The organism is Streptomyces sp. DI166 (assembly GCF_900091315.1).
Classification (GTDB): domain Bacteria; phylum Actinomycetota; class Actinomycetes; order Streptomycetales; family Streptomycetaceae; genus Streptomyces; species Streptomyces fuscus.
Genome location: NZ_FLSP01000002.1, coordinates 108,686 through 131,817, shown reverse-complemented (window position 1 = coordinate 131,817; position 23,132 = coordinate 108,686). Strand labels below are relative to the sequence as shown.

Here is a 23,132-nt window from a genome sequence, read left to right as displayed (position 1 = left end):
GCCGTATACATAAGGGGGGCGCCGTGAGTCGCACCGTGATCGATCTCGACGACGAGGCCCTGGCGGCCGCAGCCAAGGAACTCGGCACCACGACCAAGCGTGACACCATCAACACGGCTCTGCGGGAGGTCACCGCCCGCTACCGGCGTCTGCGCGCCCTCGGAGAGGCCCGCGAACTGGTCGCCGAAGGCGCCCTGGACGTAGACGTTCTCCTCAACAAGAGCAAGTACCGGTCCACCGGCGAGCCGGGCGGTGCCGGCGGCGCGGGAGCGGATGCGTGACCGTCGCCGACTACCTGATCGACACCTCCGCCCTCGCCCGCGTCCTTCTCGGCCAGAGCACGGCTGAGTGGGACGACAGGATCGGCGCCGGCCTCGTCGCCCTCTGCGACATCACCGAACTGGAAGTCCTTTACTTCGCACGCTCGGCGGCAGACCGGGAACGCGTGAAGCGCACGCTGAACGCCCACTACACCAGGTGCCCCATGCCCGACGGCATCTACCGACGCGCACGGGGCGTCCAGGAACTGCTCACCACCAAGGGCGAGCATCGAAGTGCGGGCCCCGTCGACCTGCTGATCGCCGCCGCTGCGGAAGAAGCGGGCCTGACCCTGCTGCACTACGACCGCGACTTCGAGACGATCGCCCGTACGACCGGACAGCCCGTACGCATGATCGATATCAGGGACTGAGAAGCGCCGTCGGCACGCGGCGAGCGAGCACCGGGCTCGTACCCCCTTTCACAGCCCGCACCGGTCGAGGATGCTCATCAGCTTGCGCCTGCGTTTCAGTTCCGCCCGCAGGCCGGCGAGATAACCGGTGAACGCCTCCTGCGTCCCCAGCACGCGATGGCAGTCACGGGCACTCACCAGCAGCCGCGCCAGGTGCTCGTAGGCACGGTCGCCGGTCGGCTCCTTCAGCCGCTCGGCCAGCCGCAGGTAGACCGCGAGCGCCTCGGCCGGGTGCGTCTCGCGCGACAGGCCGGCGAGGTGTTCCCACTGCCGGTCGTCGGCGATGCCCTCGGCCTCGCGCCACGCCGCGTCCGCATCGCCGTCATCGAGCAGCGCGTCGATCAACACGGGCCCGCCGTACCGGCCGCCGCGCTCACGGCGGGCGTCTTCCCTCAGCGCGGCCAGCGCGGCCGCGCGCTCGGCCCCCCAGCACTGCGCCGCCTGAGCGGCAGAGCGCAACTGTTGGTAGGCGGCCAGGGACAGCTCGGCGCGGAAGCGGTCCCGGCGCACCCCGACCACGTCCGCCGGCCGCCCCGCCTCCGTGTACCGGGCACACACGTAGTCGACCAGACGGCCGTCGATGTACGTCTCGGCGGCGCAGTCCCGAATTCCGCGCTCCGCCCACGTGAGCGCCTCGTCCGCACGGCCCGCCGATTGGAGTTCCTCGGCGATGCGCAGATGGGTGGCACCGGACGGGTCGAGGTCCTGCGCGTGCAGGGCGACCAGCGCGTCGACGTCACCTTCCGCTTTGACCAGACGCTCCATCAGATACCGCTCCGCCCACCCGGACGGCCTGCGCCGCCGCGCCTCGGCCGCCAGCTTCCGCAGGCGGGCAAGCCCGCTCGGCCCCAGCGCCTCGGCGTAGTCGAGCGGGTCCAGGTCCATCACCCCGCTGCCGTCGCCGAGGACCTGGCCGACCAGCCACTCGGCCAGCCGCTCCGGACCGGGGCGCGCGGCCTCGCACGCTTCCAGATGAGCCTCGGCCACCGCGGCGGCGGCCTGCCCCACCACACCGTCGGAGTCGTCGATCTCCCCGCACGCCTCCCCCAGCACCCGGATAGCCTCCTCGGCCAGACCGACCGCCTGCGCCGCCTGCCCGTCGGCGGTCAGGGCACGCAGGGCGCCCGCCGCCTCGGCCACCTGCTGCGCATACCCGGGGGCATCGGCGTACTCGACGTACCCGTACCGGGCAAAGGGCCGCGGATCGATCAGCGCCAGGATCCGTTCCCGGACCGTACCGAGGTCGGAGCGAGCGGCGGCTGCCCGCAGTTCCAGGCGCCGGCGCAGCCCACGGTCCTCGGCGATGTGCTCCCGCACCAGCGCCAGGAGTTCGTCTCGGGACAGTGCGGTGAGCCACGCCTCCAGGCCGGAGGCCCGTGCCCGTGCGGCGGCCCGCTGACGCGGAATCGTCCTCGCCCGCCGCAGCACTGTCAGCCCCACCGCCACACAGTGCTTGCAGAAGTTGCCCTCCTGCCCGTACGGGCAGTCGCACCACCCCGAGAGCCCGTCGTCCTCGCCAAGGGTGAGCTCCACCTCGTAGACATCCGTACCGTGCACCGAGGCGGTGACCGAGCCGTCACCCACCTCCAGACCGCTCACCGAGTCCAGATACCCCAGTCCGCGCTCGAAGGACCGAGTCCCGGCCAGCGCCCGCAGATCGTCCTCGCCGAACCCCACAACTTTCCGTGCCACACCGGTATTGAACCGTGGATCGGCCGCTCCTGGAGGCCCGACGACCTCGCCCGTCCACCCGTACGCGCCGCATGCGAACGCAGCCACCATCGGCTATGCCGCCACCACGAACGACGGTCAGCCGTCTGATCACAGGCTCCCGGCCTGGACGCCTCAGGGTGCCGCGGGGCGGGGTTCGCAGAGCTGGGTGATGAGGTGGGCCAAGCCGCTCTCGGCCTCGCCGCCCGAGGCACCCACCTCGGGGACCATGTCGAGGGCACTGCGGCGCAGTTCCAGCCAGCCCAGGTAGGCGGCGTAGGCGGTGACCGACTGCAGGCGTGCCGCCTCGGGATCGAGGCCGAGATCGCTGTAGAGCTCGGTGAGGAAGTCCAGGCGCTCACGCGCCACCCGGCGGAGCACCGGCGCGACGGCAGGATGGTCGGAGTGCGCGACGATCGCCGGTTCCAGACCAGCGAAGGGGTCCTCGGTCAGGGCGGTGGCGAACAGGAAGCGCAGCCGCTCTGCCGGATCCGCGACCTTGCGCACGCTCTCGATCACCGCTGCGGTTCCCTCCCGTGCCCACAGCTCCAGCGCCGCCGTTAGCAGCGCGTCACGGTCGGTGAAGTGCCAGTAGAAGCTGCCGCACGATCCGCACCATCAGCGGCCTCGACCTCGACCCTCCGTATCTGTACGCCTGGTGTCATCTACGCGACGCGGAGCGGGTCTTCACGCTGTCGCGGATCCACGGGGTGACGCCTCCGACGTAACGCCCGCGGCGGGCCAGGGCGTGCGAGGCGACGGTACCCATCCCAGAGGGTCGTCACCAGGAGCCTGACCGCAGGCCCCGCCACGGACCGCCCGGCTGCTGCCGCTGCACCACCTCAACACCGCACTGCTGGACACGCTCACCACACATCACGGTGTCGCCACGCCCATCGCGCCCTCGGCGGCCCCGGCCGCGTTAGCCGACGACGACTGCGACACCCGCCCTTGTAGTAACATGTACTACATGGAGACCACTGCACGCGAGTTCAACCAGAAGTCCTCGCAGATCCTTGCCGCCGCAGCCCGTGGCGAGACCGTCACGGTCACCAAGAACGGCACCCCTGTGGCTCGGGTCGTGCCGATAAGTGACACCGACATCCCCCCGTACCCGACCGACCCCTTGGGCGACCTCAACCTGCCTGACCTCGGCCTGCCCGACCTCACCGACGACGAGATCGAGGACACGCTCAAGGGGATGGGCGCGTGACCCTGGTCGCCATCGCCGACACCAACGGCCTGTACCGCCTGCTCGACCCGAACCTCACCGGCCACCAGGAGCACAGGAAGGCCCTGGCAGCGACCAGCCACCTGGTCATCTCCCCCCTGGTTCTGTCCGAGTTGGACTATCTGATCGCGACACGCGCCGGAGCCCGCAAGGCTCTGGCGGCTGCCCGGTTCATCGAACGCAACGTGGCGACGCGCCGATTCGAGGTACCGCCTGTCAGCCCACACCTGAGCGCAGCGATCGCGGTCGCAGAGGGGTACGCCGACGCCGACGGCGGTAAAGGCATCGGCCTGACCGACGCCATGAACGTCGCCCTGGCCGCCGCCTACCGCACCGACGCCCTGCTCACCACCGACCATCACTTCCGCATGGTCCGCCCTCTGACCGGCCATCCCGCCTTCCGGCTCCTACCCGACGACCTTTAGGCGGCGACGCTCGGGTGAACCCCGCACGAACCGCATGCCGACGGCGTCGGTTCGACGGACCCTTGGCGCAGCCGCTTCTGTGTGGACGCCGAAGATCGTCGACCGGCACGCAGGGCGCTGCACCGCTATCCCACGTCGGGACGGCGGTGGCTACGCCGGGCGGCGTGGCGGCTCAAGTACAGGTACCAGCACCAGACGCGTGCCCAGTTCCTGCTCGAACCAGCCATGCCGCTTGCACTCAACTCCAGGCCCTCGCGTCCACTATGCGTCCACTGGATCTTGGAGTACGGAACCGCGAGGCGGTTTCCAGCGCACTCGGCCGCTAGCATTACTGCAGGTCAGAGCCATGCCTGGACCAGTCAGGCCACCCTCCGTGGCCTCCGCAGCACCTCTGACCAGCGGATTCTCTCCGTTGGGCCAGAGTTCACGATCCGCCCGCCAAGAAGAGACGTTTCCGCAGGTCAGAGGCCTGCACAGGTGGGGCGGGTGGGACTCGAACCCACGGCCGGCGGATTATGAGTCCGCTGCTCTAACCGGCTGAGCTACCGCCCCATAGCGGCGTGTCGCGTACATGTGTACGCGCCGTCTGCCGCAGCATAGCCGCTCATACGATCTCCTGCTTCGGATGGTCGACTACGCATGCCCTGAAGGACTTCAGCGCGCCCCGCACGGTTCCCGAGCGGCTGAAACAGGACACGACCAGGGCATGAAAAAGGACCCCTGCGGGGTCCTCGTTCAACCTGCTCCCCCGACTGGACTCGAACCAGTAACCTGCCGGTTAACAGCCGGCTGCTCTGCCAATTGAGCTACGGAGGACCGAGCTCCCCCGACTGGACTCGAACCAGTAACCTGCCGGTTAACAGCCGGCTGCTCTGCCAATTGAGCTACGGAGGAATGCCTCGTTGCATCGAACGTACCTACCTGGGTATTCGCCAGGGGGCGGGCGCTCGCTGCGACACATACATTAGCGCAAGCAGGGGGGTGCTCCGCCAATCGGTACTCCCACGAGGGAAGGCTGGCCGCCATGCGCTACAAGCTCACGTTCGTCGTCGGGCTGGCTCTGGGCTACGTCCTCGGCACTCGCGCCGGACGCGAACGCTACGAACAGCTGAAGAAGTCGGCACGTCAGGTGGCGCAGAACCCCGCGGTCCGCAACACCGCGGAGACCGCCGCGCAGCAGGGCCGGGTGTACGCGGGCAAGGCGTACCACGCGGTCAGTGACAAGGTCGGGGAGCGGGTCCCGGCCTCGGTCTCCGCGCGCCTGCACCACCTGCGCGACCGCCACCCCAACGGCGAGGTCGAGGACGACTGGGGGACGAGCAACACCTGACCCCGGCGGATACGAAAGCGCCCCCGGGTCCGCACACCCCCGCCACCCGCGGCCCATAGAATTTCGCCATGGGGATAGTCGCCGGGTTGGACAGCTCGCCCGAGTTCACTCGAATCGTCGTCTGCGACGCGGACACCGGAGCCGTGCTCCGGCAGGGCTACGCGCCGCATCCGGTCGAAGGACGTCCGTCCGACGTCGATCCCCAGGCCTGGCTGCTCTCCCTCGGGGAGGCGGCCGGCGGGGGGCTGCTGGAGGGCGTGCAGGCCATCGGCGTCTCCTCGCAGCAGAACGCCGTCGTGCCACTGGACGCCCAGGGCAACACCACCCGGCCCGCGATGGTCGGGGGTGACAAGCGGGCCCAGGTCGCCGCGGCCGATCTCATCGACGCGCTCGGCGGCCGCGAGGCCTGGGCGCAGGCCGTCGGGTGCGTGCCGCAGGCCGCCCAGCCGGTGACCAAGCTGCGCTGGCTGAGCAAGACCGAGCCGGACAACGCGATGCGCACCGCCGTCCTCATGCAGGCCCACGACTGGCTGGTGTGGCAGCTGCTCGGCCGGCCGGTGCGCCGCACCACCGACCGCGGCGGGGCCTCCGGCACCGGCTACTGGTCCGCCGCCACCGGCACCTACCGCACCGACCTGGTCGAGCTGGCGCTCGGTCACCCGGCCATGCTGCCCGAGGTCATCGGACCCGCCGACGCCGCCGGTACGACACCGGAGGGGCTGCTGATCTCCGCCGGGACCGGCGAGACGATGGCCGCCGCGTTCGGGCTCGGACTCGGGCTCGGGGACGCCGTGGTCTCGCTCGGCGCCTCCGGTTCGGTGATGGCCGTCCACTCCGAGGCGCTGTTCGACCCGAGCGGGACGATCACCACGCTGGCCGACGCGACCGGCATGCACCTGCCGGTCGTCACCACCCTGAACGCGGTACGGACCCTGCGCGGCACCGCCGAGCTGCTCGGGGTGCCCGATCTGGAGAGCCTGTCCGAGCTGGCGATGAAGTCGACGCCCGGGGCGCACGGGCTGGTGCTGCTGCCCTATCTGGAGGGCGAGCGGACCCCGAACCTGCCGCACACCGCGGGCACCCTGGCCGGGCTCAGGCGGGAGGCCATGCGGCCGGAGCATCTGGCGCGGGCCGCCTTCGAAGGCATGCTGTGCGGGCTCGCGGACGCGCTCGACGTGCTGCGCGGCCGGGGTGTGGCGGTGCGCAGGGTCTTCCTGCTGGGGGCGGCCGCCGAGCTGCCCGCGGTGCAGGCGTCGGCGCCGTCGCTGTTCGGCGCCCAGGTCGTCGTACCGCAGCCCGCGGACTACGCGGCGATCGGCGCCGCCCGGCAGGCCGCCTGGGCGCTGGGGGCGTCACAGGGCACACTCGACGCGCGTATACCGCCCGCCTGGCAGGGCGCCTCGGCCCAGGTGCTGGAGCCGGGCGAGGAGCTGGCGGTCGGGCAGGCGGTGCGCCAGCAGTTCGTGTCGGTGCGTGAGCAGACCCACCCCGGGGCCTTCGGAAGGTGACCCACCCCGGGGCCTCGGAAGGTGAGCGGGAAGTAAGAGAACGGTGCGAGCCGTACCTCTATGGCCGTAAAGAGGGCCGCTGACGGCTTAATCGGTTGAGGTAACGCGGGTGGAGTGTCCGACGATAGGGGCCAGGGGCAACCAAACCGCCCTGCCGCCGACTCCGAGAGACACAGCGTGCTCATACGACTCCTGCGGACCTACCTCAGGCCCTACCGAAAACCCATCGCCCTGCTGGTGCTGCTGCAGTTCCTGCAGACCTGCGCCACGCTCTACCTGCCCACCCTGAACGCGGACATCATCGACAACGGCGTCGTCAAGGGCGACACCGGCTACATCCTGAGCTTCGGCGCCCTGATGATCGGCATCTCGCTGGCGCAGGTCGTGTGCAACATCGGAGCCGTGTACTTCGGCGCCCGGACCGCCGCGGCGATCGGCCGGGACGTCCGGGGCGCCGTCTTCGACCGGGTGCAGTCCTTCTCCGCGCGTGAGGTGGGCCACTTCGGCGCGCCCTCGCTGATCACCCGCACCACCAATGACGTGCAGCAGGTCCAGATGCTGGCCCTGATGACGTTCACCCTGATGGTCTCGGCACCGATCATGTGCGTCGGCGGCATCGTGCTGGCCCTCGGCCTGGACGTGCCGCTGTCGGCGGTGCTGGTCGCGGTGGTGCCGGTGCTGGGCATCTGCGTGACCCTGATCGTGCGGCGGCTGCGGCCGCTGTTCCGCGCCATGCAGGAGCGGCTGGACACGGTGAACCGGGTGCTGCGCGAGCAGATCACCGGCAACCGCGTCATCCGCGCCTTCGTCCGCGACGAGTACGAGCAGCAGCGCTTCCGCAGGGCCAACGCCGAGCTGACCGACATGTCGCTGGGCACCGGGAACCTGCTCGCGCTGATGTTCCCCATCGTGATGACGGTGGTGAACCTGTCCTCGATCGCGGTGGTCTGGTTCGGCGCGCACCGCATCGACAGCGGCGGGATGCAGATCGGCGATCTGACGGCGTTCCTCGCCTATCTGATGCAGATCGTGATGTCCGTGATGATGGCCACCTTCATGTTCATGATGGTGCCGCGCGCCGAGGTGTGCGCCGAGCGCATCCAGGAGGTGCTGGACACCGACTCCAGCGTGGTGCCTCCGGTGGCGCCGGTCACCGAGCTGCGCCGGCACGGGCATCTGGAGATCCGCGGCGCCGGTTTCCGCTATCCGGGCGCCGAGGAGCCGGTGCTCAAGGGCATCGACCTGGTGGCGCTGCCCGGCGAGACCACCGCCGTGATCGGCTCGACCGGCAGCGGCAAATCCACCCTGCTCGGGCTGGTCCCCCGTCTCTTCGACGCGACCGAGGGCCAGGTCCTGGTGGACGGCGAGGACGTGGCCGCCATCGACCAGAAGGTGCTCGCGAAGACGGTCGGCCTGGTTCCGCAGAAGCCGTACCTGTTCGCCGGGACCGTGGCGACCAACCTGCGCTACGGCAATCCCGACGCCACCGACGAGGAGCTGTGGCACGCGCTGGAAGTCGCGCAGGCCAAGGAGTTCGTGGAGCGCCTGGAGGGCGGGCTCGACGCACCGATCTCGCAGGGCGGCACCAACGTCTCCGGCGGCCAGCGGCAGCGCCTGGCCATCGCCCGCACCCTCGTGCAGCGTCCGGAGATCTACCTCTTCGACGACTCCTTCTCCGCGCTCGACTACGCCACCGACGCCGCCCTGCGCACCGCGCTGGGCCGCGAGACGGCCGAGGCGACCGTGGTGATCGTCGCCCAGCGGGTGGCGACCATCCGGGACGCGGACCGGATCGTCGTGCTCGACGAGGGACGCGTCGTCGGCACCGGCCGGCACCAGGAGCTGATGGCGGACAACGAGACCTACCGGGAGATCGTGCTCTCCCAGCTGACGGAAGCGGAGGCCGCCTGATGGCCGGGCCCATGGGGCGGATGATGGCCGGGACGGGGCCGGACCACCGCTCACTGAACTTCAAGGAGTCGGGCAAACGCCTGGTCGCCCAGTTCAAGCCGGAGCGCGTCACCATCGGTGTGCTGCTCCTGTGCGTCGTGCTCAGCGTGGGTCTCTCGGTCGTCGGGCCGAAGATCCTGGGGCGGGCCACCGACCTGGTCTTCGCGGGCATCGTCGGCCGCGAGATGGAACCCGGGGCGAGCAAGGAACAGGTCCTGGAGGGGATGCGGGAGCGCGGTGACGGCGATGTCGCCGACATGCTCCGCTCCACCGACTTCACCCCCGGCGAGGGCATCGACTTCACCGCCGTGGGGCATGTGCTGCTGCTCGCGCTCACCGTGTTCACCGCGGCCGGACTGCTGATGGCGGTCGCGACACGGCTGGTGAACCGGGCCGTGAACCGGACGATGTACCGGCTGCGCGAGGACGTGCAGGGCAAGCTGTCCCGGCTGCCGCTGTCCTACTTCGACAAGCGGCAGCGCGGTGAGGTGCTCTCCCGCGCCACCAACGACATCGACAACATGCAGCAGACCCTCCAGCAGTCGATGGGCCAGCTGATCAACTCGATCCTCACCATCATCGGCGTGCTCGCCATGATGTTCTGGGTGTCGTGGATCCTGGCGCTGGTGGCGCTGGTGACCGTGCCCGTCTCCTTCGTCGTCGCCACCCGCGTCGGCAAGCGGTCCCAGCCGCACTTCGTCGCGCAGTGGCGTTCCACCGGCAAGCTGAACGCGCACGTGGAGGAGATGTACACCGGGCACACCCTGGTGAAGGTGTTCGGGCGGCAGGAGGAGTCGGCGAAGCAGTTCGCCGAGCAGAACGAGGCGCTGTACGAGGCCGGGTTCAAGGCGCAGTTCAACAGCGGGATCATGCAGCCGCTGATGATGTTCGTGTCGAACATCAACTACATCCTGGTGGCCGTGGTCGGCGGGCTGCGGGTCGCCTCGGGGTCCTTGTCCATCGGTGACGTGCAGGCCTTCATCCAGTACTCCCGGCAGTTCTCCATGCCGCTCACCCAGGTCGCGTCCATGGCGAACCTGGTGCAGTCCGGGGTGGCCTCCGCCGAGCGGATCTTCGAACTCCTTGACGCCGAGGAGCAGTCGGCGGACCCCGTGCCCGGGGTTCGGCCGGAGCAGTTGCGCGGGCGGGTGGCGCTGGAGGGCGTGTCCTTCCGGTACGACCCGGAGAAGCCGCTCATCGAGGATCTGTCGCTGACGGTGGAGCCGGGGCAGACGGTGGCCATCGTCGGGCCGACGGGGGCCGGGAAGACCACGCTGGTCAATCTGCTGATGCGGTTCTACGAGGTGTCCGGCGGGCGGATCACGCTCGACGGGGTCGACATCGCGACGATGTCCCGGGACGAGCTGCGCTCCGGGATCGGGATGGTGCTGCAGGACACGTGGCTGTTCGGCGGGACGATCGCGGAGAACATCGCGTACGGGGCGGCGCGGGACGTCACCCGGGGGGAGATCGAGGAGGCGGCGCGGGCCGCGCACGCGGATCGGTTCATCCGGACGTTGCCCGAGGGGTACGACACGGTGATCGATGACGAGGGGGCCGGGGTCAGTGCGGGTGAGAAGCAGCTGATCACCATTGCTCGGGCGTTCCTGTCGGATCCGGTGATTCTGGTGCTGGACGAGGCGACGTCGTCTGTGGATACGCGGACGGAAGTGTTGATTCAGAAAGCCATGGCCAAGCTGGCGCATGGGCGGACGTCGTTCGTTATCGCGCATCGGCTGTCGACGATTCGGGATGCGGACACGATTCTCGTGATGGAGAACGGTTCGATTGTCGAGCAGGGCTCTCATGGGGAGCTGCTCGATTCTGACGGTGCCTATGCGCGGCTGTACAAGGCGCAGTTCGCGGAGGCGGTGGCTGAGGTGGACTGAGCGGTGCCCTGGGCCGGCGCGGGCGGGTGGGATCGCTCGCCCGCGCTGGCGGGGTGCCTCCCCCAGAGGGGGGGATCCCCAGCCCACCCGTGCCGCCCTGCGGCACGACTGCCCGCAGCTACGTCGGCTGCGGCGGCACCCCGCGCTTCAGTCCAAGTAGCCCCTCAGTTGGTCTGCGAAAGCGTGGTCCCTCAGTTTGTTGAGGGTCTTTGATTCGATCTGGCGGATGCGTTCCCTTGTGACGCCGAAGATGCGGCCTATTTCCTCCAGCGTGCGCGGGCGGCCGTCCGCCAGGCCGTAGCGGAGTTGGACGACCTTGCGTTCGCGTTCGCCGAGGGTGGAGAGGACCGCTTCCAGGTGTTCCCGCAGGAGGAGGAAGGCCGCTGATTCGACGGGGCTCGCGGCGTCGCCGTCCTCGATCAGGTCGCCCAGGGCCACGTCCTCCTCCTCGCCCACCGGGGCGTGCAGGGAGACCGGTTCCTGGGCGAGGCGGAGGACTTCGCTGACGCGCTCCGGGGCGAGGTCGAGGTGGGCGGCCACCTCTTCCGGGGTGGGCTCGTAGCCGCGTTCCTGGAGCATGCGGCGCTGGACCCGGACCACGCGGTTGATCAGCTCCACGACATGGACCGGGACGCGGATGGTGCGGGCCTGGTCGGCCAGGGCCCGGGACATGGCCTGGCGGATCCACCAGGTGGCGTAGGTGGAGAACTTGTAGCCGCGGGCGTAGTCGAACTTCTCCACGGCGCGGATCAGCCCGAGGTTGCCCTCCTGGACCAGGTCCAGCATGGTCAGCCCGCGGCCCACGTACCGCTTGGCGACGGAGACCACCAGGCGCAGGTTCGCCTCGATCAGGCGGCGCTTGGCCATCCGGCCCATGACCACCAGTCGGTCCAGGTCCAGCGCCAACTGGCTGTCCAGGTCGGGGGTGTTGCCGAGCTTCTCCTCGGCGAACAGGCCCGCCTCGACGCGGCGCGCGAGTTCGACCTCCTCCGCCGCGGTGAGCAGGGGGATCCGGCCGATCTCCCGCAGGTACTGGCGGAACAGGTCCGAGGACGGCCCGCCGGTGTCGGCGCGCGGGACGCGCACCGGCTCGGGCAGGGGGTCGAGTGCGGTCGGCGTATCCGGCTCGGTCTCGGGGTGGAGCAGCGCGCGGTTCTGTGGGGGCACCGCGACGAGAACGTCGGACTCGGCGTCCGGCTGCTGCGGCCCGGCCGTACTGCTCTCGGTCTGGGTGAGGGTCTGGGTCTGCACGGGGGCGACCTCCAGGATGATCGCTGCTGAAGTGTGCGGCAGCGCGGCTTCGAGGGCGGAGTCGGCGGCCTCGCCGCTGTCCGTCCCGTACGCGATGAGCGGAACCGCGGGGGTGTGGGACCCGTGGGGGACGGGTCGGCCGCGCTCCGAGGACTCAGGCACCGGAACCCAGTGTGGGGTAGAACACATCGCCGCCACGAGGGGCGTGCGGTGACTTTTTGCGTCCGGGTCGTGACCGCCCGGTTATCGCGGAGGCCGAAGGGCCTACAGAGCTGCGGCTCCGTGCTCGCGGAGGGCCTGGTCGTACTGCTGGAGAACCCACAGTTCGTTCTGGACCGCGGCCAGTTGGGCCGGGTCGCCGCCCGCGGAGAGGCGGGCCATCTGGGACTGGATGTCCCGGATGCGGCGTTCGACCGCGCGGCGGCGGACGGTGACGAGCTGTTCGCCCGCGTAGTTCTCGTCCACGGTGCGGCGCATGATCGCCTCGACGGCCAGCTCGGTGACCATGGCGCGGACGGCGTCGTCGGGGGCCGCCTCGCGGACCCGGACGAGGTAGTCCTGCGGGTCGTGGACGCCGTACTCGGCGCCGCCCGCCTCCATGATCGCCTGGCGTACGGCGGCGTAGGGGGCGGCGGTGAACTCGTCGACGCCGTACGCGTCGAAGGCCGGGGAGACCAGCTCGGGGCGCTGGAGGGCGAGCTTGAGCAGTTCGCGCTCGGTGGCGTAGACGGGGTTGCGCAGGTTCAGCGCGGGGCCGGTGCTCCCGGCGGGGCGGGGGGCCGCCTCGTACGGCTGGTGCGGGCCGCGCGCGGGGGCGGGGCCCTTGCCGCCGCGGTCGCGGGCCCAGCGGGCGAGCTGGGCGACGCGCTTGACGACGAACTGGGTGTCGAGGATGCCGAGCATCCCGGCGAGCTGGACGGCGACCTCGTGCTGGGCGCCGCTGTTCTTGATGCGGGCGACGATCGGGGCGGCCTCGTCCAGGGCGGCGGCGCGGCCCGCGGGGGTGTCCAGGTCGTAGCGGGCGACGATCTGGCGCAGCGCGAACTCGAAGAGCGGGGTGCGGGGTTCGACGAGGTCGGCGACGGCCTCGTCGCCCTTGGCCAGGCGCAGCTCGCAGGGGTCCATGCCGTCGGGGGCGATGGCGATGTAGGTCTCGGCAGCGAACTTCTGGTCGTCCTCGAAGGCGCGCAGGGCCGCCTTCTGTCCGGCCGCGTCGCCGTCGAAGGTGAAGATCACGCGGGCCGAGCCGTTGTCCATCAGCAGCCGGCGCAGGATCTTGATGTGGTCGCCGCCGAAGGCGGTGCCGCAGGTGGCGATGGCGGTGGGGACGCCCGCGAGGTGGCAGGCCATGACGTCGGTGTAGCCCTCGACGACGACCGCGCGGGAGCTCTTGGCGATCTCCTTCTTGGCGAGGTCGATGCCGTAGAGGACCTGCGACTTCTTGTAGATCGCGGTGTCGGGCGTGTTGAGGTACTTGGGGCCGTTGTCGGCCTCGTAGAGCTTGCGGGCGCCGAATCCGACGACGTCGCCGCCGATGTCGCGGATCGGCCACATCAGGCGGCCGCGGAAGCGGTCGATGGGGCCGCGGCGGCCCTCCTGGGCGAGCCCGGACAGGAGCAGTTCCTTGTCGCTGAAGCCCTTGCCGCGCAGGTACCGGGTGAGGTGGTCCCAGCCCTGCGGGCTGTAGCCGACGCCGAAGTGGACGGCGGCGGCCTGGTCGAAGCCGCGCTCGGCGAGGAAGATCCGGCCGGTCTCGGCCTCGGGGCTCATGGCGAGCTGTTCGGCGTACCACTCGGCGGCGATCTTGTGCGCCTCGACCAGGCGGATCCGCTCGCCGCGCTGGTGGGAGGGGTTGTAGCCGCCCTCCTCGTAGCGCAGGGTGATGCCGGCCTGGGCGGCGAGCCGCTCGACCGCCTCGGAGAAGGAGAGGTGGTCGACCTTCATCACGAACGTGATGGTGTCGCCGCCCTCCTGGCAGCCGAAGCAGTGGAAGAGCCCCTTGCTCGGGCTGACCTGGAAGGACGGCGACTTCTCGTCGTGGAAGGGGCACAGCCCCTTGAGGTTGCCGCCACCGGCGTTGCGCAGCTGGAGGTACTCCGAGACCACGGCGTCGATCGGGACCGCGTCCCGTACCGCCTTCACGTCCTCGTCGTTGATCCGTCCTGCCACGCGTGAATTCTACGGGGCGGCTCTGACACTCCTGACAGCTACGGGGCCAGGCTCTCCAGCGGGGTGCGCGGGTCGGCGAGGGTCTCGGCGGTCACCCGTGTCCTGCCGCGGATCATCCGCTGGATGGGGTCCGTGACGTCCCACACGTTCACGTTCATCCCGGCGAGCACCCGGCCGTCCTTCAGCCAGAAGGCGATGAACTCCCGCTTTCCGACGTCGCCGCGGATGACGACCTCGTCGTAGGAGCCGGGGGGCGCCCAGCCGGAGTACTCCATGCCCAGGTCGTACTGGTCGGAGAAGAAATAGGGGACGCGGTCGTAGACGACGTCCCGGCCGAGCATGGCGCGGGCGGCGGCCGGGCCGCCGTTGAGGGCGTTGGCCCAGTGCTCCACGCGCAGACCGGTGTCGAACAGGGCGTGCGGGAAGCTGGCGACGTCCCCGGCGGCGTAGATGTCGGGGTCGGAGGTGCGCAGCCCCTCGTCGACGAGGACGCCGCCGCCCTGGGCGCGGTCGGCGATGCGCAGTCCCGCCGCCTCCGCGAGCCCGATGCGCGGGGCCGCGCCGATCGCGGCGAGCACGGCGTGCGCGGGGTGCTCCTCGCCGTCGTCGCTGCGGGCGGCCAGGACCACGCCGTCCTGTCCGCTGATCTCGGTCAGCCGCCTGCCGAAGTGGAAGCGCACCCCGTGCTCGCGGTGCAGTTCGGCGAAGAGCTGGCCCAGTTCGGGGCCGAGCACACGGTGCAGCGGGGTCTGCTCGGGGTCCACCACGGTGACCTCGGCGCCGTACTCGCGGGCCGCCGCCGCGACCTCCAGGCCGATCCAGCCCGCGCCCGCGATCACCAGGTGGCCGTTGTCCCGGCCGAGCGAGGCCAGGACGCCCTTGAGGCGTTCGGCGTGGGCGAGCCGGCGCAGATGGTGGACGCCTGCCAGGTCGGTGCCGGGGATGTCCAGGCGGCGGGGCTCGGCACCGGTGGTGAGCAGGAGTTTGTCGTAGTGGGCGACCGTGCCGTCCTCGCCGAAGCGGACCGTCTTCGCGGTGCGGTCGATGGCGTCGACGGTCTGGCCGAGGTGGAGTTCGATGTCGTTCTGCGCGTACCAGGCGGGCGGGTGGACGAAGACGCTGTCGCGCTCCTCCTTGCCGAGCAGATAGCCCTTGGAGAGCGGGGGCCGCTCGTAGGGGTGGTCGCGCTCGTCGCTGATCAGTATCACGCGGCCCGTGAAGCCCTCCGTCCGCAGCGTTTCGGCCGCCTTCGCGCCGGCGAGTCCGCCTCCGACGATGACGAATGTCTGATCCGCGTCGACCACTTGATGCCTCCTCGTAAGGGTGCCGCCACATGGGAGCGTCCCGCACGGAGCGTGATGGGGGAAGAGGGTGTGGCCCGATCAGGCCACGGAGGGTCACATTCGGGCGGGTTTCACTGCACTGTGATCTCCTCGCTGTCACGCGTGCCCTGCCAGGCGTACACGACGGTCACCGGTGCCCCCGCGAAGGCGTACACGACTGTCACGGGTGCCCCGTAAGGCGTACATGAAGCGAACGGGCCGAGGCGTCGGTGAGGGACGCGATCTGGTCCACGATCACCCGCTTGCGCGCCCGGTCGTCGGGGGCGGCGTCGAACAGCGCCCGGAACTGCGGGTCCAGCCCGTCCGGCGCCCGCGCGGTGAGCGCCTCGGCGAGTTCGGCGACGACGACGCGCTGGTCGGCGCGCAGCCGCTCCTGTTCGGCGCGCTGCATGACGTACCGGTCGGCGACGGCCTTCAGTACGGCGCACTCCAGCCGCGTCTCGCGCGGTACGACGAGTTCGGCGCCGTAGCGGGTGAGGCGGCCGGTGCCGTAGGCGGCGCGGGTGGCGGTCTCGGCGGCCAGGCAGAAGCGGCCGATGAGCTGGCTGGTGGCGTCCTTCAGCCGGGCCTGGGCGACGGCGGTGCCGTCGTAGCCGTGCGGCCACCAGGGCTCGTCCAGGAGCCGGTCGAGGGCGGCGGCGAGTTCGGCGGGGTCGGTGTCCTCGGGCACGTAGCGGCCGACGGCGACCGCGAAGACCTCCTGGCGTTCGGGGTCGGCGTGCAGGACGTTGGGGTCGATGTGCCCGGCGTGCAGTCCGTCCTCGACATCGTGCACGGAGTAAGCCACGTCGTCGGACCAGTCCATGACCTGCGCCTCGAAGGTGGCGCGGGTGCCGGGTGCGCCCCGGCGGACCCAGTCGAAGACGGGCCGGTCGTCCTCGTAGACACCGAACTTCGGGGAGGCGGGGTCGCTGGGGTGGGCGCCGCGCGGCCAGGGGTACTTGGTGGCCGCGTCGAGGGTGGCCCGGGTGAGGTTGAGCCCGACGGAGCCGTCGGCGGTGAACCGCTTGGGCTCGATACGGGTGAGCAGTCTCAGCGACTGCGCGTTGCCCTCGAATCCGCCGACGTCCTTGGCGAACTCGTTGAGCGCCTGTTCGCCGTTGTGCCCGAACGGGGGGTGCCCGAGGTCGTGGGAGAGGCAGGCGGCCTCCACCAGGTCGGGGTCGCAGCCGAGGGCGGCGCCCAGTTCCCGGCCCACCTGGGCGCACTCCAGGGAGTGGGTGAGCCTGGTCCGGGGACTGGCGTCCCAGGCCTGGCTGTACGTGCCGGGCGTGACGACCTGCGTCTTCCCGGCGAGCCTGCGCAGGGCGGAGGAGTGCAGGACCCGGGCCCGGTCCCGTTGGAAGGCGGTCCTTCCCGGCCGCTTGTCCGGCTCCTTGGACCAGCGTTCCACTGACGGTGTGTCATACCCCGCGGGCGGGATGTGGTTCTCGTGCGCCATGCGTCGACAGTAAGCGCACGATGCGCTCTTACGCCGACGCCAGTACCGCTTCCTGGCCAGTGGCCGGCAGCTTCAGGGACTGGTCGTAGCGGTGGAGGAGGAGCCGGGCCATGGCGGGGTGGGCGCCCAGGGGGGCCGAGGTGATCCAGGGGGCCTCGGCCGCGCATTCCGTGGCGAAGCGGCCGGGGGCCGTGAAGTAGGAGGCGACGGCGATGCGCTCGTGGCCGCGTGCGGTCAGCTGGGTCAGGGCCGCGCGGACCGTGGGGGCGGCCGTGGTGGCGTAGGCGGGGACGACCTCCACGCCCAGGCGCTGGGACAGCAGGGCCGCCGTGCGGGCCGTGTCCGCCTTGGACTCGGGGTCGCGGGAGCCTGCCGCGGCCAGGACCACCGCGGTGCCGGGCCGCTCGGCCCAGCCCGCCTCCGCCAGCCGGTCCTGCAGGGCCTCCACCAGGAAGGGGTGCGGGCCCAGCGCCTTCGCCACCCTTGCCCGTACGCCCGACTCGGCGGCCATCTCCGGGATGTCCCGCTTCACGTGGTAGCCGCGGCTGAGCAGCAGCGGGACCAGGACGGCCTCCTCGCCGGCGAGGGCGGCAAGGGTGTCCGGGAGGAGCGGGGCGTTCAGTTCGATATGGCCCAGGTGGACCGGGAGCCCGGGGCGCAGGGCGCGGACCCGGTCCAGGAGGGACCGCACCGTGCTCAGCGCGCGCGGGTCGCGGCTGCCGTGGGCCACGACCACCAGCGGGGGCGGGTGGGGCGGCGCCGTCCGTCGAGCGAGACGAGGCGGAGCTGGCTGGCGAGCTGGCTGCTGATCCGGTTCATGAGATGCGCCGTACTGTCGAGGGACGTGGACTCGTCGGGACGTGGTTTCGACGCCGTCATGAACCGATGGTGGGGGCCGGAGGTTGCCGCCCCGTTGCGCGGGCGTCACGGGTCTTTTCCGTGAGTTCACCATCCGGACGGCAAGGGCTGTGAGCGTCGTTGACCTGTGGTTTCTCGGCGCGGAGTGATCCCTGTCACGCAACCCGGGCCGCTGTCCGGGCGTCCTAGGGGGCATGAGGATCCGCCTCCCGCGCCTCCCCCGCACCCGTACCGGCCGGCGCCGGGCGGTCCAGTCGCTGATGGCCGTGTGCGTGCTGGCGCTGCTGCCCTCGACCTGGCTGCGCCTGTCCACCGGTGACCGGCTGCGCACCCTCGAAGGCGCTCCCCGCACCGACGTGGCCGTGGTCTTCGGCGCGGGTCTGTGGCAGGGCGAGCCCTCGCCGTACCTCGCGCACCGGCTGGACGCGGCGGCCGAGCTGTACCGCGCCGGGCGGGTGGAGGTCGTCCTGGTCACCGGGGACAACAGCCGCGAGGACTACGACGAGCCGGACGCGATGCGCACCTATCTGACCCGGCACGGGGTGCCCGACGCGCGGATCGTCAGTGACTACGCGGGCTTCGACACCTGGGACTCCTGCGTGCGCGCGAAGAAGATCTTCGGCGTCGACGAGGCGGTCCTGATCAGCCAGGGCTTCCACATCCGGCGCGCGGTCGCCCTGTGCGAGGCGGCGGGGGTCGACTCGTACGGCGTCGGCGTGGACGACCGGCACGACGCGACCTGGTACTACGGGGGCACCCGGGAGATCCTCGCCGCCGGCAAGGCGGCGCTGGACGTCGTGTTCCGCCCGGACCCGCACTTCCTCGGGCCGCGGGAGACGGGCGTGGCGGAGGCGCTGGCGAGCGCCCGGTGAACGGTCCCTCACCGGCGCCGGGCGGTGAACAGTCCCTCACCGGCGCCCGACGGCGGCGGGGAGGTCGCCGTGCGCTCGGCGTAACAATCAGCCGCATCGGCGTGTAACACGGACGAAGCACGCTGGTGAGCATGGAGAACACCGCCACGCCCACGCACTGCCCGTACTGCGCCCTGCAGTGCGGGATGAATCTGACGCCCTCCCCCGACGGGACGGTCGAGGTCGGCGAGCGGGCGGACTTCCCGGTGAACCGGGGCGCGCTGTGCGGCAAGGGGCGTACGGCTCCGGCGGTCCTTTCGTCGAGCGTCCGCCTGACCTCGCCTTTGATCCGCTCCGAGGACGGTGAGCTGGCGCCCGCCACCTGGGCGGAGGCGCTGGACCGGATCGCCGGGGAGCTGAGCCGCGTGCGGGCGGAGCACGGCCCGGACGCGGTCGGGGTCTTCGGCGGCGGCGGTCTGACCAACGAGAAGGCGTACACGCTCGGCAAGTTCGCGCGGGTGGTGCTCGGCACCTCCCAGATCGACTACAACGGCCGCTTCTGCATGTCGTCGGCCGCGGCGGCCGGGATGAAGGCGTTCGGGCTCGACCGGGGGCTGCCCTTCCCGCTGGAGGACATCCCGAAGTCGGGCTGTGTGATCCTCGTCGGCTCCAACCTCGCGGAGACCATGCCGCCCTCGCTGCGCTTCTTCAACGAGCTGCGCGAGAACGGCGGCACCCTGATCGTCATCGACCCGCGCCGCACCAGGACCGCCGAGCAGGCCGACCTGCACCTCGCGCCCCGCCCCGGCACCGACCTCGCGCTCGCGCTCGGCATGCTGCACCTGGTCGTCGCCGAGGGGCGCACGGACGAGGAGTACATCCGCGAGCGCACCACCGGCTGGGAGGAGGCCCGCGCGGAGGCGCTGGCCCACTGGCCGGAGTACGTCGAGCGGATCACCGGCGTCTCGGTGCCGGAACTGCGCGAGGCGGTACGGATGTTCTGCGAGCCGGAGTCGGCGATGGTGCTCACCGCGCGCGGCCCCGAGCAGCAGTCCAAGGGCACCGACACCGTGGGCGCCTGGATCAACCTGTGCCTGGCCACCGGCCGTCCGGGCCGCCCCCACTCCGGCTACGGCTGCCTGACCGGGCAGGGCAACGGCCAGGGCGGGCGCGAGCACGGGCAGAAGGCCGACCAGCTCCCCGGCTACCGCAAGCTGGACGACCCCGAGGCGCGGCGGCACGTGGCCGAGGTGTGGGGCGTGGACCCCGGCTCGCTGCCGGGCCCCGGGCGCAGCGCCTACGAGCTGCTGGACGCCCTCGGCACCGACATCAGGTCGCTGCTGCTGATGGGCTCCAACCCGGTGGTGTCGGCGCCGCGCGCCGCGCACATCGAACAGCGGCTGCGGTCCCTGGACTTCCTGGCCGTGTGCGACGTGGTCCTCTCGGAGACGGCGGCACTGGCGGACGTGGTGCTGCCGGTGACGCAGTGGGCGGAGGAGACGGGCACGACGACGAACCTGGAGGGCAGGGTGCTGCTGCGCCGCCGGGCGATCACCCCGCCCTCGGGAGTGCGCAGCGACCTGGAGGTCATGCACGAACTCGCCGACCGGCTGGGCGTGGAGAAGGGCTTCCCGACCGACCCGGAGGAGGTCTTCGAGGAGCTGCGCCGGGCCAGCGCGGGCGGCGCCGCCGACTACTCCGGGATCACCTACCGCCGTCTCGCGGAGGAGAACGGGGTGTTCTGGCCGTGCCCGGCGGAGGGCGCCGACCCGGAGCACCCCGGAACGCCGCGCCTGTTCCACGACCGGTTCGCGACGCCGGACGGGCGGGCCCGGTTCGTACCGGTCGCGCACCGGGCGACGGCCGAGGAGCCGGACGAGGAGTACCCGGTGCTGCTGACCACGGGACGGGTGGTCTCCCAGTACCAGTCGGGCGCCCAGACCCGCCGGGTGGACGAGCTGAACGCCGCCGCGCCGGGCCCGTTCGTGGAACTGCACCCGCGGCTCGCGGCACGGCTCGGGGCGGCCGAGGGCGATCCGGTCGCGGTGGTCTCCCGGCGGGGCCGGGCGGTGGCCCCGGCGCGGATCACCACGGCGATCCGCCCCGACACGGTCTTCATGCCCTTCCACTGGCCGGGCGAGGGCCGCGCCAACACCCTGACCAACCCGGCGCTCGACCCGACCTCGCGGATGCCGGAGTTCAAGTCCTGCGCGGTGCGCGTGGAGGCGGTGCGCGGCTGATCAGCGGCGGGCCCGCCAGTCGCCGCCCTCGATGAGCCTGCCCTCCTTGCGCAGGCGGGCGGCGATACGCGGGGCGGCGACGTAGACCCAGGCGCGCACCCGGCGTGCGCCGCAGAGGACGACATCCCGCTCGACGCGTTCGTAGAGATTGCGCGGGTCGCCCGGCCGGTACTCCTCCAGCCGGTCCAGTACGGCGAGCAGGGCGCCGTACTCGTCCGGGCGGGCGGTGACCAGCTCGCCGTGCACGCTCGGACCCGGTTCCTCCACGACGTAGGGGTAGCCGGGGCCGTCGTAGAGCAGGGCGTCGGGGAGGACCGCCGGTTCCTCGGTGAGGACGCGGCCGTGCAGGAAGGCGGCGTGGTTGGACTGGCCGGGGCGCAGGGTGCCGTAGACGAAGAACGGCAGGGGATCGCTGGTCACGGAACTCACAGAAACGATTCTGTCCTCTCACACATCTCCACGGGACCGCTATGGCCACCGAGCTGTCATGGCCCCTTAAATCGCAGGACAAGATCGCAGGACAGGACCGCGGGCCGAGATCACACCGCCCCCGTCCCCCGTCCCCAGGCGCGCCCCTCCCGAGGAGATCCATGAGCCGGATACGGCCGTACGTCCGAGGTACCCGTCTCGCCACCGCAGGAGTGGCCGCCACCGCCGCCGGGCTGCTGGCCGCGACGCTCACACCGAGCGCGGGAGCGGCCGGTGCGCACCGGCCGACGCGGGCGGAGGCGATCGAGAACGCGGCCGGGGCGCTGGCCGACCGCGCCGCCGAGCTGGACCTGACCTCCGCGCAGGAGACGAAGGTCCGGGACGTGATCGTGGACGCGGACGGCACCCAGCATGTGCGCTACGACCGTACGTACCGCCAACTCCCGGTGCTGGGCGGTGACTTCGTGGTCCACCTGGCGAAGGACGGCACCTACCGCAGCGCGACCCGGGCCGCTGGGGGCTCCGTGGCCCCCGCCGGGGGCATCACCCCCGCCCTCCCCGCCACCCGCGCCACCGACCTCGCCCTGAACGCCCTGCGCGCCGCCAACCTCGGCGAGGCGCTGCGCCAACTCACCGCGAAACCCCGGCTGGTGGTGGACGCCCTGCACGGCGGGCCGAGGCTGGCCTGGCGCACGGAGGCGGTGGCCCGCGACGGGCGGGGCAACCCGGTCGGCCGGACCGTACTGACGGACGCGCGCACCGGGGCGCAGATCGACGCCTGGGACACGCTGGAGACGGTGGGCGGGGACGGGAAGTCGCTGTACAGCGGGACGGTGCCGCTGAACACGACGAAGTCGGGCTCGGTGTACGAGCTGAAGGACCCCGCCCGCGGCGGCACGTACACGGGCGACGCGGCGCACCGGACGGACCTGTGCCTCCTGGTGACGATCTGCATCACCCGCGCCCCGGCGACGGTCTTCACGGACGCCGACAACCACTGGGACACGGGCGCCGCCGTGGACGCGCAGTACGGCACCGACATGACCTGGGACTACTTCAAGGAGGTCCACGGCCGCACCGGCATCGCGGGCGACGGGAAGGGCTCCTTCAACCGGGTGCACTACGGGACGCGGTACAACAACGCCTTCTGGGACGACAGTTGCTTCTGCATGACGTACGGCGACGGTGACGGGACGACCTTCGGCCCGCTGGTCTCACTGGACGTGGCGGGCCACGAGATGACCCACGGCGTGACCTCGAAGACGGCGGCCCTGACGTACTCGGGCGAGTCCGGGGGCCTGAACGAGGCGACCTCGGACATCTTCGGCACGCTGGTGGAGTTCCACGCGGGTAACCCTTCGGACCCCGGGGACTACATGATCGGCGAGAAGATCGTCCGCGACGCCTTCGGCCGCGACGCGCTCCGCTACCTGGACAAGCCCTCCAAGGACGGCAGTTCGGCGGACTGCTGGACCTCCAGGACCGCTTCCCTGGACGTCCACTACTCCTCCGGAGTCGGCAACCACTTCGCCTACCTCCTCGCCGAGGGCAGCGACCCCAACTCCCCCACCTGCGACGGCTCTTCGGTAACCGGCATCGGCCGCACCAAGCTGGGCGCGATCTGGTACCGCGCCCTCACGGTCTACATGACGTCCTCCACGAACTACGCAGGCGCCCGCACGGCAACCCTGAACGCCGCGAAGGACCTCTACGGCGCGGGAAGTCCGGAGTACGCGGCGGTGGGGGCGGCTTGGGAGGCGGTCAACGTGGGCTGAGC

General features: G+C 71.2%; 20 protein-coding genes, 3 tRNA genes and 1 pseudogene. 12 read left to right on the top strand and 12 right to left on the bottom strand.

Features of this window, described 5'->3' with window-relative positions:
• Positions 1–23: 23 nt before the first annotated feature.
• Positions 24–281, top strand: a complete 258-nt coding sequence (locus tag GA0115233_RS01755; RefSeq protein ID WP_093718223.1) for a type II toxin-antitoxin system VapB family antitoxin — start codon at positions 24–26, stop codon at positions 279–281.
• Positions 278–691, top strand: coding sequence for a PIN domain nuclease (locus GA0115233_RS01750; RefSeq protein ID WP_093718222.1), 414 nt, complete (start codon positions 278–280; stop codon positions 689–691). Before GA0115233_RS01755 ends, GA0115233_RS01750 begins: the two co-directional genes overlap by 4 nt.
• 48 nt (positions 692–739) lie before the next feature.
• Here the strand turns inward: GA0115233_RS01750 and GA0115233_RS01745 are convergent, their stop codons facing one another.
• Together GA0115233_RS01745 and GA0115233_RS01740 are read right to left on the bottom strand one after the other, a co-directional pair.
• Positions 740–2,422: an SWIM zinc finger family protein gene (locus GA0115233_RS01745; protein ID WP_255310019.1), complete on the bottom strand. Its 1,683-nt coding sequence runs from the start codon at positions 2,420–2,422 to the stop codon at positions 740–742.
• A gap of 153 nt (positions 2,423–2,575) precedes the next feature.
• A complete protein-coding gene (locus GA0115233_RS01740; RefSeq protein ID WP_093718220.1) occupies positions 2,576–2,959 on the bottom strand; it encodes a hypothetical protein in 384 nt (127 codons plus the stop codon).
• Positions 2,960–3,042: 83 nt separating this feature from the next.
• Here GA0115233_RS01740 and GA0115233_RS42295 point away from each other — a divergent pair.
• The 3 genes and pseudogenes from GA0115233_RS42295 to GA0115233_RS01730 all read left to right on the top strand — a co-directional run.
• Positions 3,043–3,168 (top strand): annotated as a pseudogene (locus GA0115233_RS42295) (WYL domain-containing protein); the annotation flags it as partial.
• Positions 3,169–3,410: 242 nt separating this feature from the next.
• Positions 3,411–3,653 (top strand): type II toxin-antitoxin system Phd/YefM family antitoxin, encoded by a 243-nt coding sequence (locus GA0115233_RS01735; RefSeq protein WP_093718294.1) that lies wholly within the window; start codon positions 3,411–3,413, stop codon positions 3,651–3,653.
• Positions 3,650–4,096 (top strand): PIN domain-containing protein, encoded by a 447-nt coding sequence (locus tag GA0115233_RS01730; protein WP_093718219.1) that lies wholly within the window; start codon positions 3,650–3,652, stop codon positions 4,094–4,096. Before GA0115233_RS01735 ends, GA0115233_RS01730 begins: the two co-directional genes overlap by 4 nt.
• A 478-nt stretch (positions 4,097–4,574) precedes the next feature.
• Here GA0115233_RS01730 and GA0115233_RS01725 read toward each other — a convergent pair.
• The 3 genes from GA0115233_RS01725 to GA0115233_RS01715 all read right to left on the bottom strand — a co-directional run bounded on the left by GA0115233_RS01725 (position 4,575) and on the right by GA0115233_RS01715 (position 4,990).
• A tRNA-Ile gene (locus GA0115233_RS01725) sits at positions 4,575–4,648 on the bottom strand.
• A gap of 191 nt (positions 4,649–4,839) precedes the next feature.
• Positions 4,840–4,912 (bottom strand) — tRNA-Asn (locus tag GA0115233_RS01720).
• 5 nt (positions 4,913–4,917) lie between these two features.
• Positions 4,918–4,990, bottom strand: a tRNA-Asn gene (locus GA0115233_RS01715).
• 130 nt (positions 4,991–5,120) lie between these two features.
• On the opposite strand from GA0115233_RS01715, the gene GA0115233_RS01710 reads away from it, so the two are divergent.
• From GA0115233_RS01710 to GA0115233_RS01695, 4 genes are all read left to right on the top strand, one after another.
• Positions 5,121–5,426 (top strand): hypothetical protein, encoded by a 306-nt coding sequence (locus GA0115233_RS01710; RefSeq protein ID WP_093718218.1) that lies wholly within the window; start codon positions 5,121–5,123, stop codon positions 5,424–5,426.
• A gap of 68 nt (positions 5,427–5,494) precedes the next feature.
• Positions 5,495–6,934, top strand: a complete 1,440-nt coding sequence (locus GA0115233_RS01705; RefSeq protein ID WP_093718217.1) for a xylulokinase — start codon at positions 5,495–5,497, stop codon at positions 6,932–6,934.
• A 177-nt stretch (positions 6,935–7,111) separates the two neighbouring features.
• Positions 7,112–8,845 carry an ABC transporter ATP-binding protein gene (locus GA0115233_RS01700; RefSeq protein WP_093718216.1) on the top strand — a complete coding sequence of 578 codons (1,734 nt, stop codon included), beginning with the start codon at positions 7,112–7,114 and terminating at the stop codon, positions 8,843–8,845.
• Positions 8,845–10,773: an ABC transporter ATP-binding protein gene (locus GA0115233_RS01695; RefSeq protein WP_093718215.1), complete on the top strand. Its 1,929-nt coding sequence runs from the start codon at positions 8,845–8,847 to the stop codon at positions 10,771–10,773. Before GA0115233_RS01700 ends, GA0115233_RS01695 begins: the two co-directional genes overlap by 1 nt.
• 147 nt (positions 10,774–10,920) lie before the next feature.
• Here the strand turns inward: GA0115233_RS01695 and GA0115233_RS01690 are convergent, their stop codons facing one another.
• From GA0115233_RS01690 to GA0115233_RS41585, 6 genes are all read right to left on the bottom strand, one after another.
• The gene (locus tag GA0115233_RS01690; protein WP_093718214.1) at positions 10,921–12,186 is read right to left on the bottom strand and encodes an RNA polymerase sigma factor; all 1,266 of its coding nucleotides are present in this window, start codon (positions 12,184–12,186) and stop codon (positions 10,921–10,923) included.
• Positions 12,187–12,288: 102 nt separating this feature from the next.
• Positions 12,289–14,193: a DNA primase gene (dnaG, locus tag GA0115233_RS01685; RefSeq protein WP_093718213.1), complete on the bottom strand. Its 1,905-nt coding sequence runs from the start codon at positions 14,191–14,193 to the stop codon at positions 12,289–12,291.
• Positions 14,194–14,231: 38 nt separating this feature from the next.
• Entirely contained in the window at positions 14,232–15,497 is a 1,266-nt protein-coding gene (locus tag GA0115233_RS01680) for an NAD(P)/FAD-dependent oxidoreductase (RefSeq protein WP_093718212.1), read from the bottom strand.
• Between the two features lie 199 nt (positions 15,498–15,696).
• Positions 15,697–16,977, bottom strand: a complete 1,281-nt coding sequence (locus GA0115233_RS01675; protein ID WP_093718211.1) for a deoxyguanosinetriphosphate triphosphohydrolase — start codon at positions 16,975–16,977, stop codon at positions 15,697–15,699.
• A 28-nt stretch (positions 16,978–17,005) separates the two neighbouring features.
• Complete coding sequence (locus GA0115233_RS01670; RefSeq protein ID WP_255310018.1) at positions 17,006–17,707, bottom strand: sirohydrochlorin chelatase; 702 nt, start codon at positions 17,705–17,707, stop codon at positions 17,006–17,008.
• Complete coding sequence (locus GA0115233_RS41585) at positions 17,674–17,856, bottom strand: hypothetical protein (protein ID WP_255310017.1); 183 nt, start codon at positions 17,854–17,856, stop codon at positions 17,674–17,676. The genes GA0115233_RS01670 and GA0115233_RS41585 overlap by 34 nt, the downstream gene beginning before the upstream one ends.
• 173 nt (positions 17,857–18,029) lie before the next feature.
• Between GA0115233_RS41585 and GA0115233_RS01665 the strand changes: the two genes are divergently transcribed.
• Both GA0115233_RS01665 and GA0115233_RS01660 read left to right on the top strand, forming a co-directional pair.
• Positions 18,030–18,707, top strand: a complete 678-nt coding sequence (locus GA0115233_RS01665) for a SanA/YdcF family protein (protein WP_093718210.1) — start codon at positions 18,030–18,032, stop codon at positions 18,705–18,707.
• Positions 18,708–18,838: 131 nt separating this feature from the next.
• On the top strand, positions 18,839–20,926 hold the full coding sequence (locus GA0115233_RS01660; RefSeq protein ID WP_093718209.1) for a molybdopterin oxidoreductase family protein: 2,088 nt from the start codon (positions 18,839–18,841) through the stop codon (positions 20,924–20,926).
• Here the strand turns inward: GA0115233_RS01660 and GA0115233_RS01655 are convergent, their stop codons facing one another.
• On the bottom strand, positions 20,927–21,346 hold the full coding sequence (locus tag GA0115233_RS01655; RefSeq protein ID WP_093718208.1) for a gamma-glutamylcyclotransferase family protein: 420 nt from the start codon (positions 21,344–21,346) through the stop codon (positions 20,927–20,929).
• A 170-nt stretch (positions 21,347–21,516) separates the two neighbouring features.
• Here GA0115233_RS01655 and GA0115233_RS01650 point away from each other — a divergent pair, with 170 nt between their 5' ends.
• Positions 21,517–23,130: a M4 family metallopeptidase gene (locus GA0115233_RS01650; protein WP_093718207.1), complete on the top strand. Its 1,614-nt coding sequence runs from the start codon at positions 21,517–21,519 to the stop codon at positions 23,128–23,130.
• The last annotated feature ends 2 nt before the right edge of the window (positions 23,131–23,132 follow it).

Excerpts from the sequence above, each read along its gene's own strand:
- GA0115233_RS01650 (WP_093718207.1), top strand. The coding sequence starts at position 21,517 with ATGAGCCGGATACGGCCGTACGTCCGAGGTACCCGTCTCGCCACCGCA.
- GA0115233_RS01660 (WP_093718209.1), top strand. The coding sequence starts at position 18,839 with ATGGAGAACACCGCCACGCCCACGCACTGCCCGTACTGCGCCCTGCAG.
- GA0115233_RS41585 (WP_255310017.1), bottom strand. The coding sequence starts at position 17,856 with ATGACGGCGTCGAAACCACGTCCCGACGAGTCCACGTCCCTCGACAGT.
- GA0115233_RS01695 (WP_093718215.1), top strand. The coding sequence starts at position 8,845 with ATGGCCGGGCCCATGGGGCGGATGATGGCCGGGACGGGGCCGGACCAC.
- GA0115233_RS01665 (WP_093718210.1), top strand. The coding sequence starts at position 18,030 with ATGAGGATCCGCCTCCCGCGCCTCCCCCGCACCCGTACCGGCCGGCGC.
- GA0115233_RS01735 (WP_093718294.1), top strand. The coding sequence starts at position 3,411 with ATGGAGACCACTGCACGCGAGTTCAACCAGAAGTCCTCGCAGATCCTT.
- GA0115233_RS01705 (WP_093718217.1), top strand. The coding sequence starts at position 5,495 with ATGGGGATAGTCGCCGGGTTGGACAGCTCGCCCGAGTTCACTCGAATC.
- GA0115233_RS01675 (WP_093718211.1), bottom strand. The coding sequence starts at position 16,977 with ATGGCGCACGAGAACCACATCCCGCCCGCGGGGTATGACACACCGTCA.
- GA0115233_RS01710 (WP_093718218.1), top strand. The coding sequence starts at position 5,121 with ATGCGCTACAAGCTCACGTTCGTCGTCGGGCTGGCTCTGGGCTACGTC.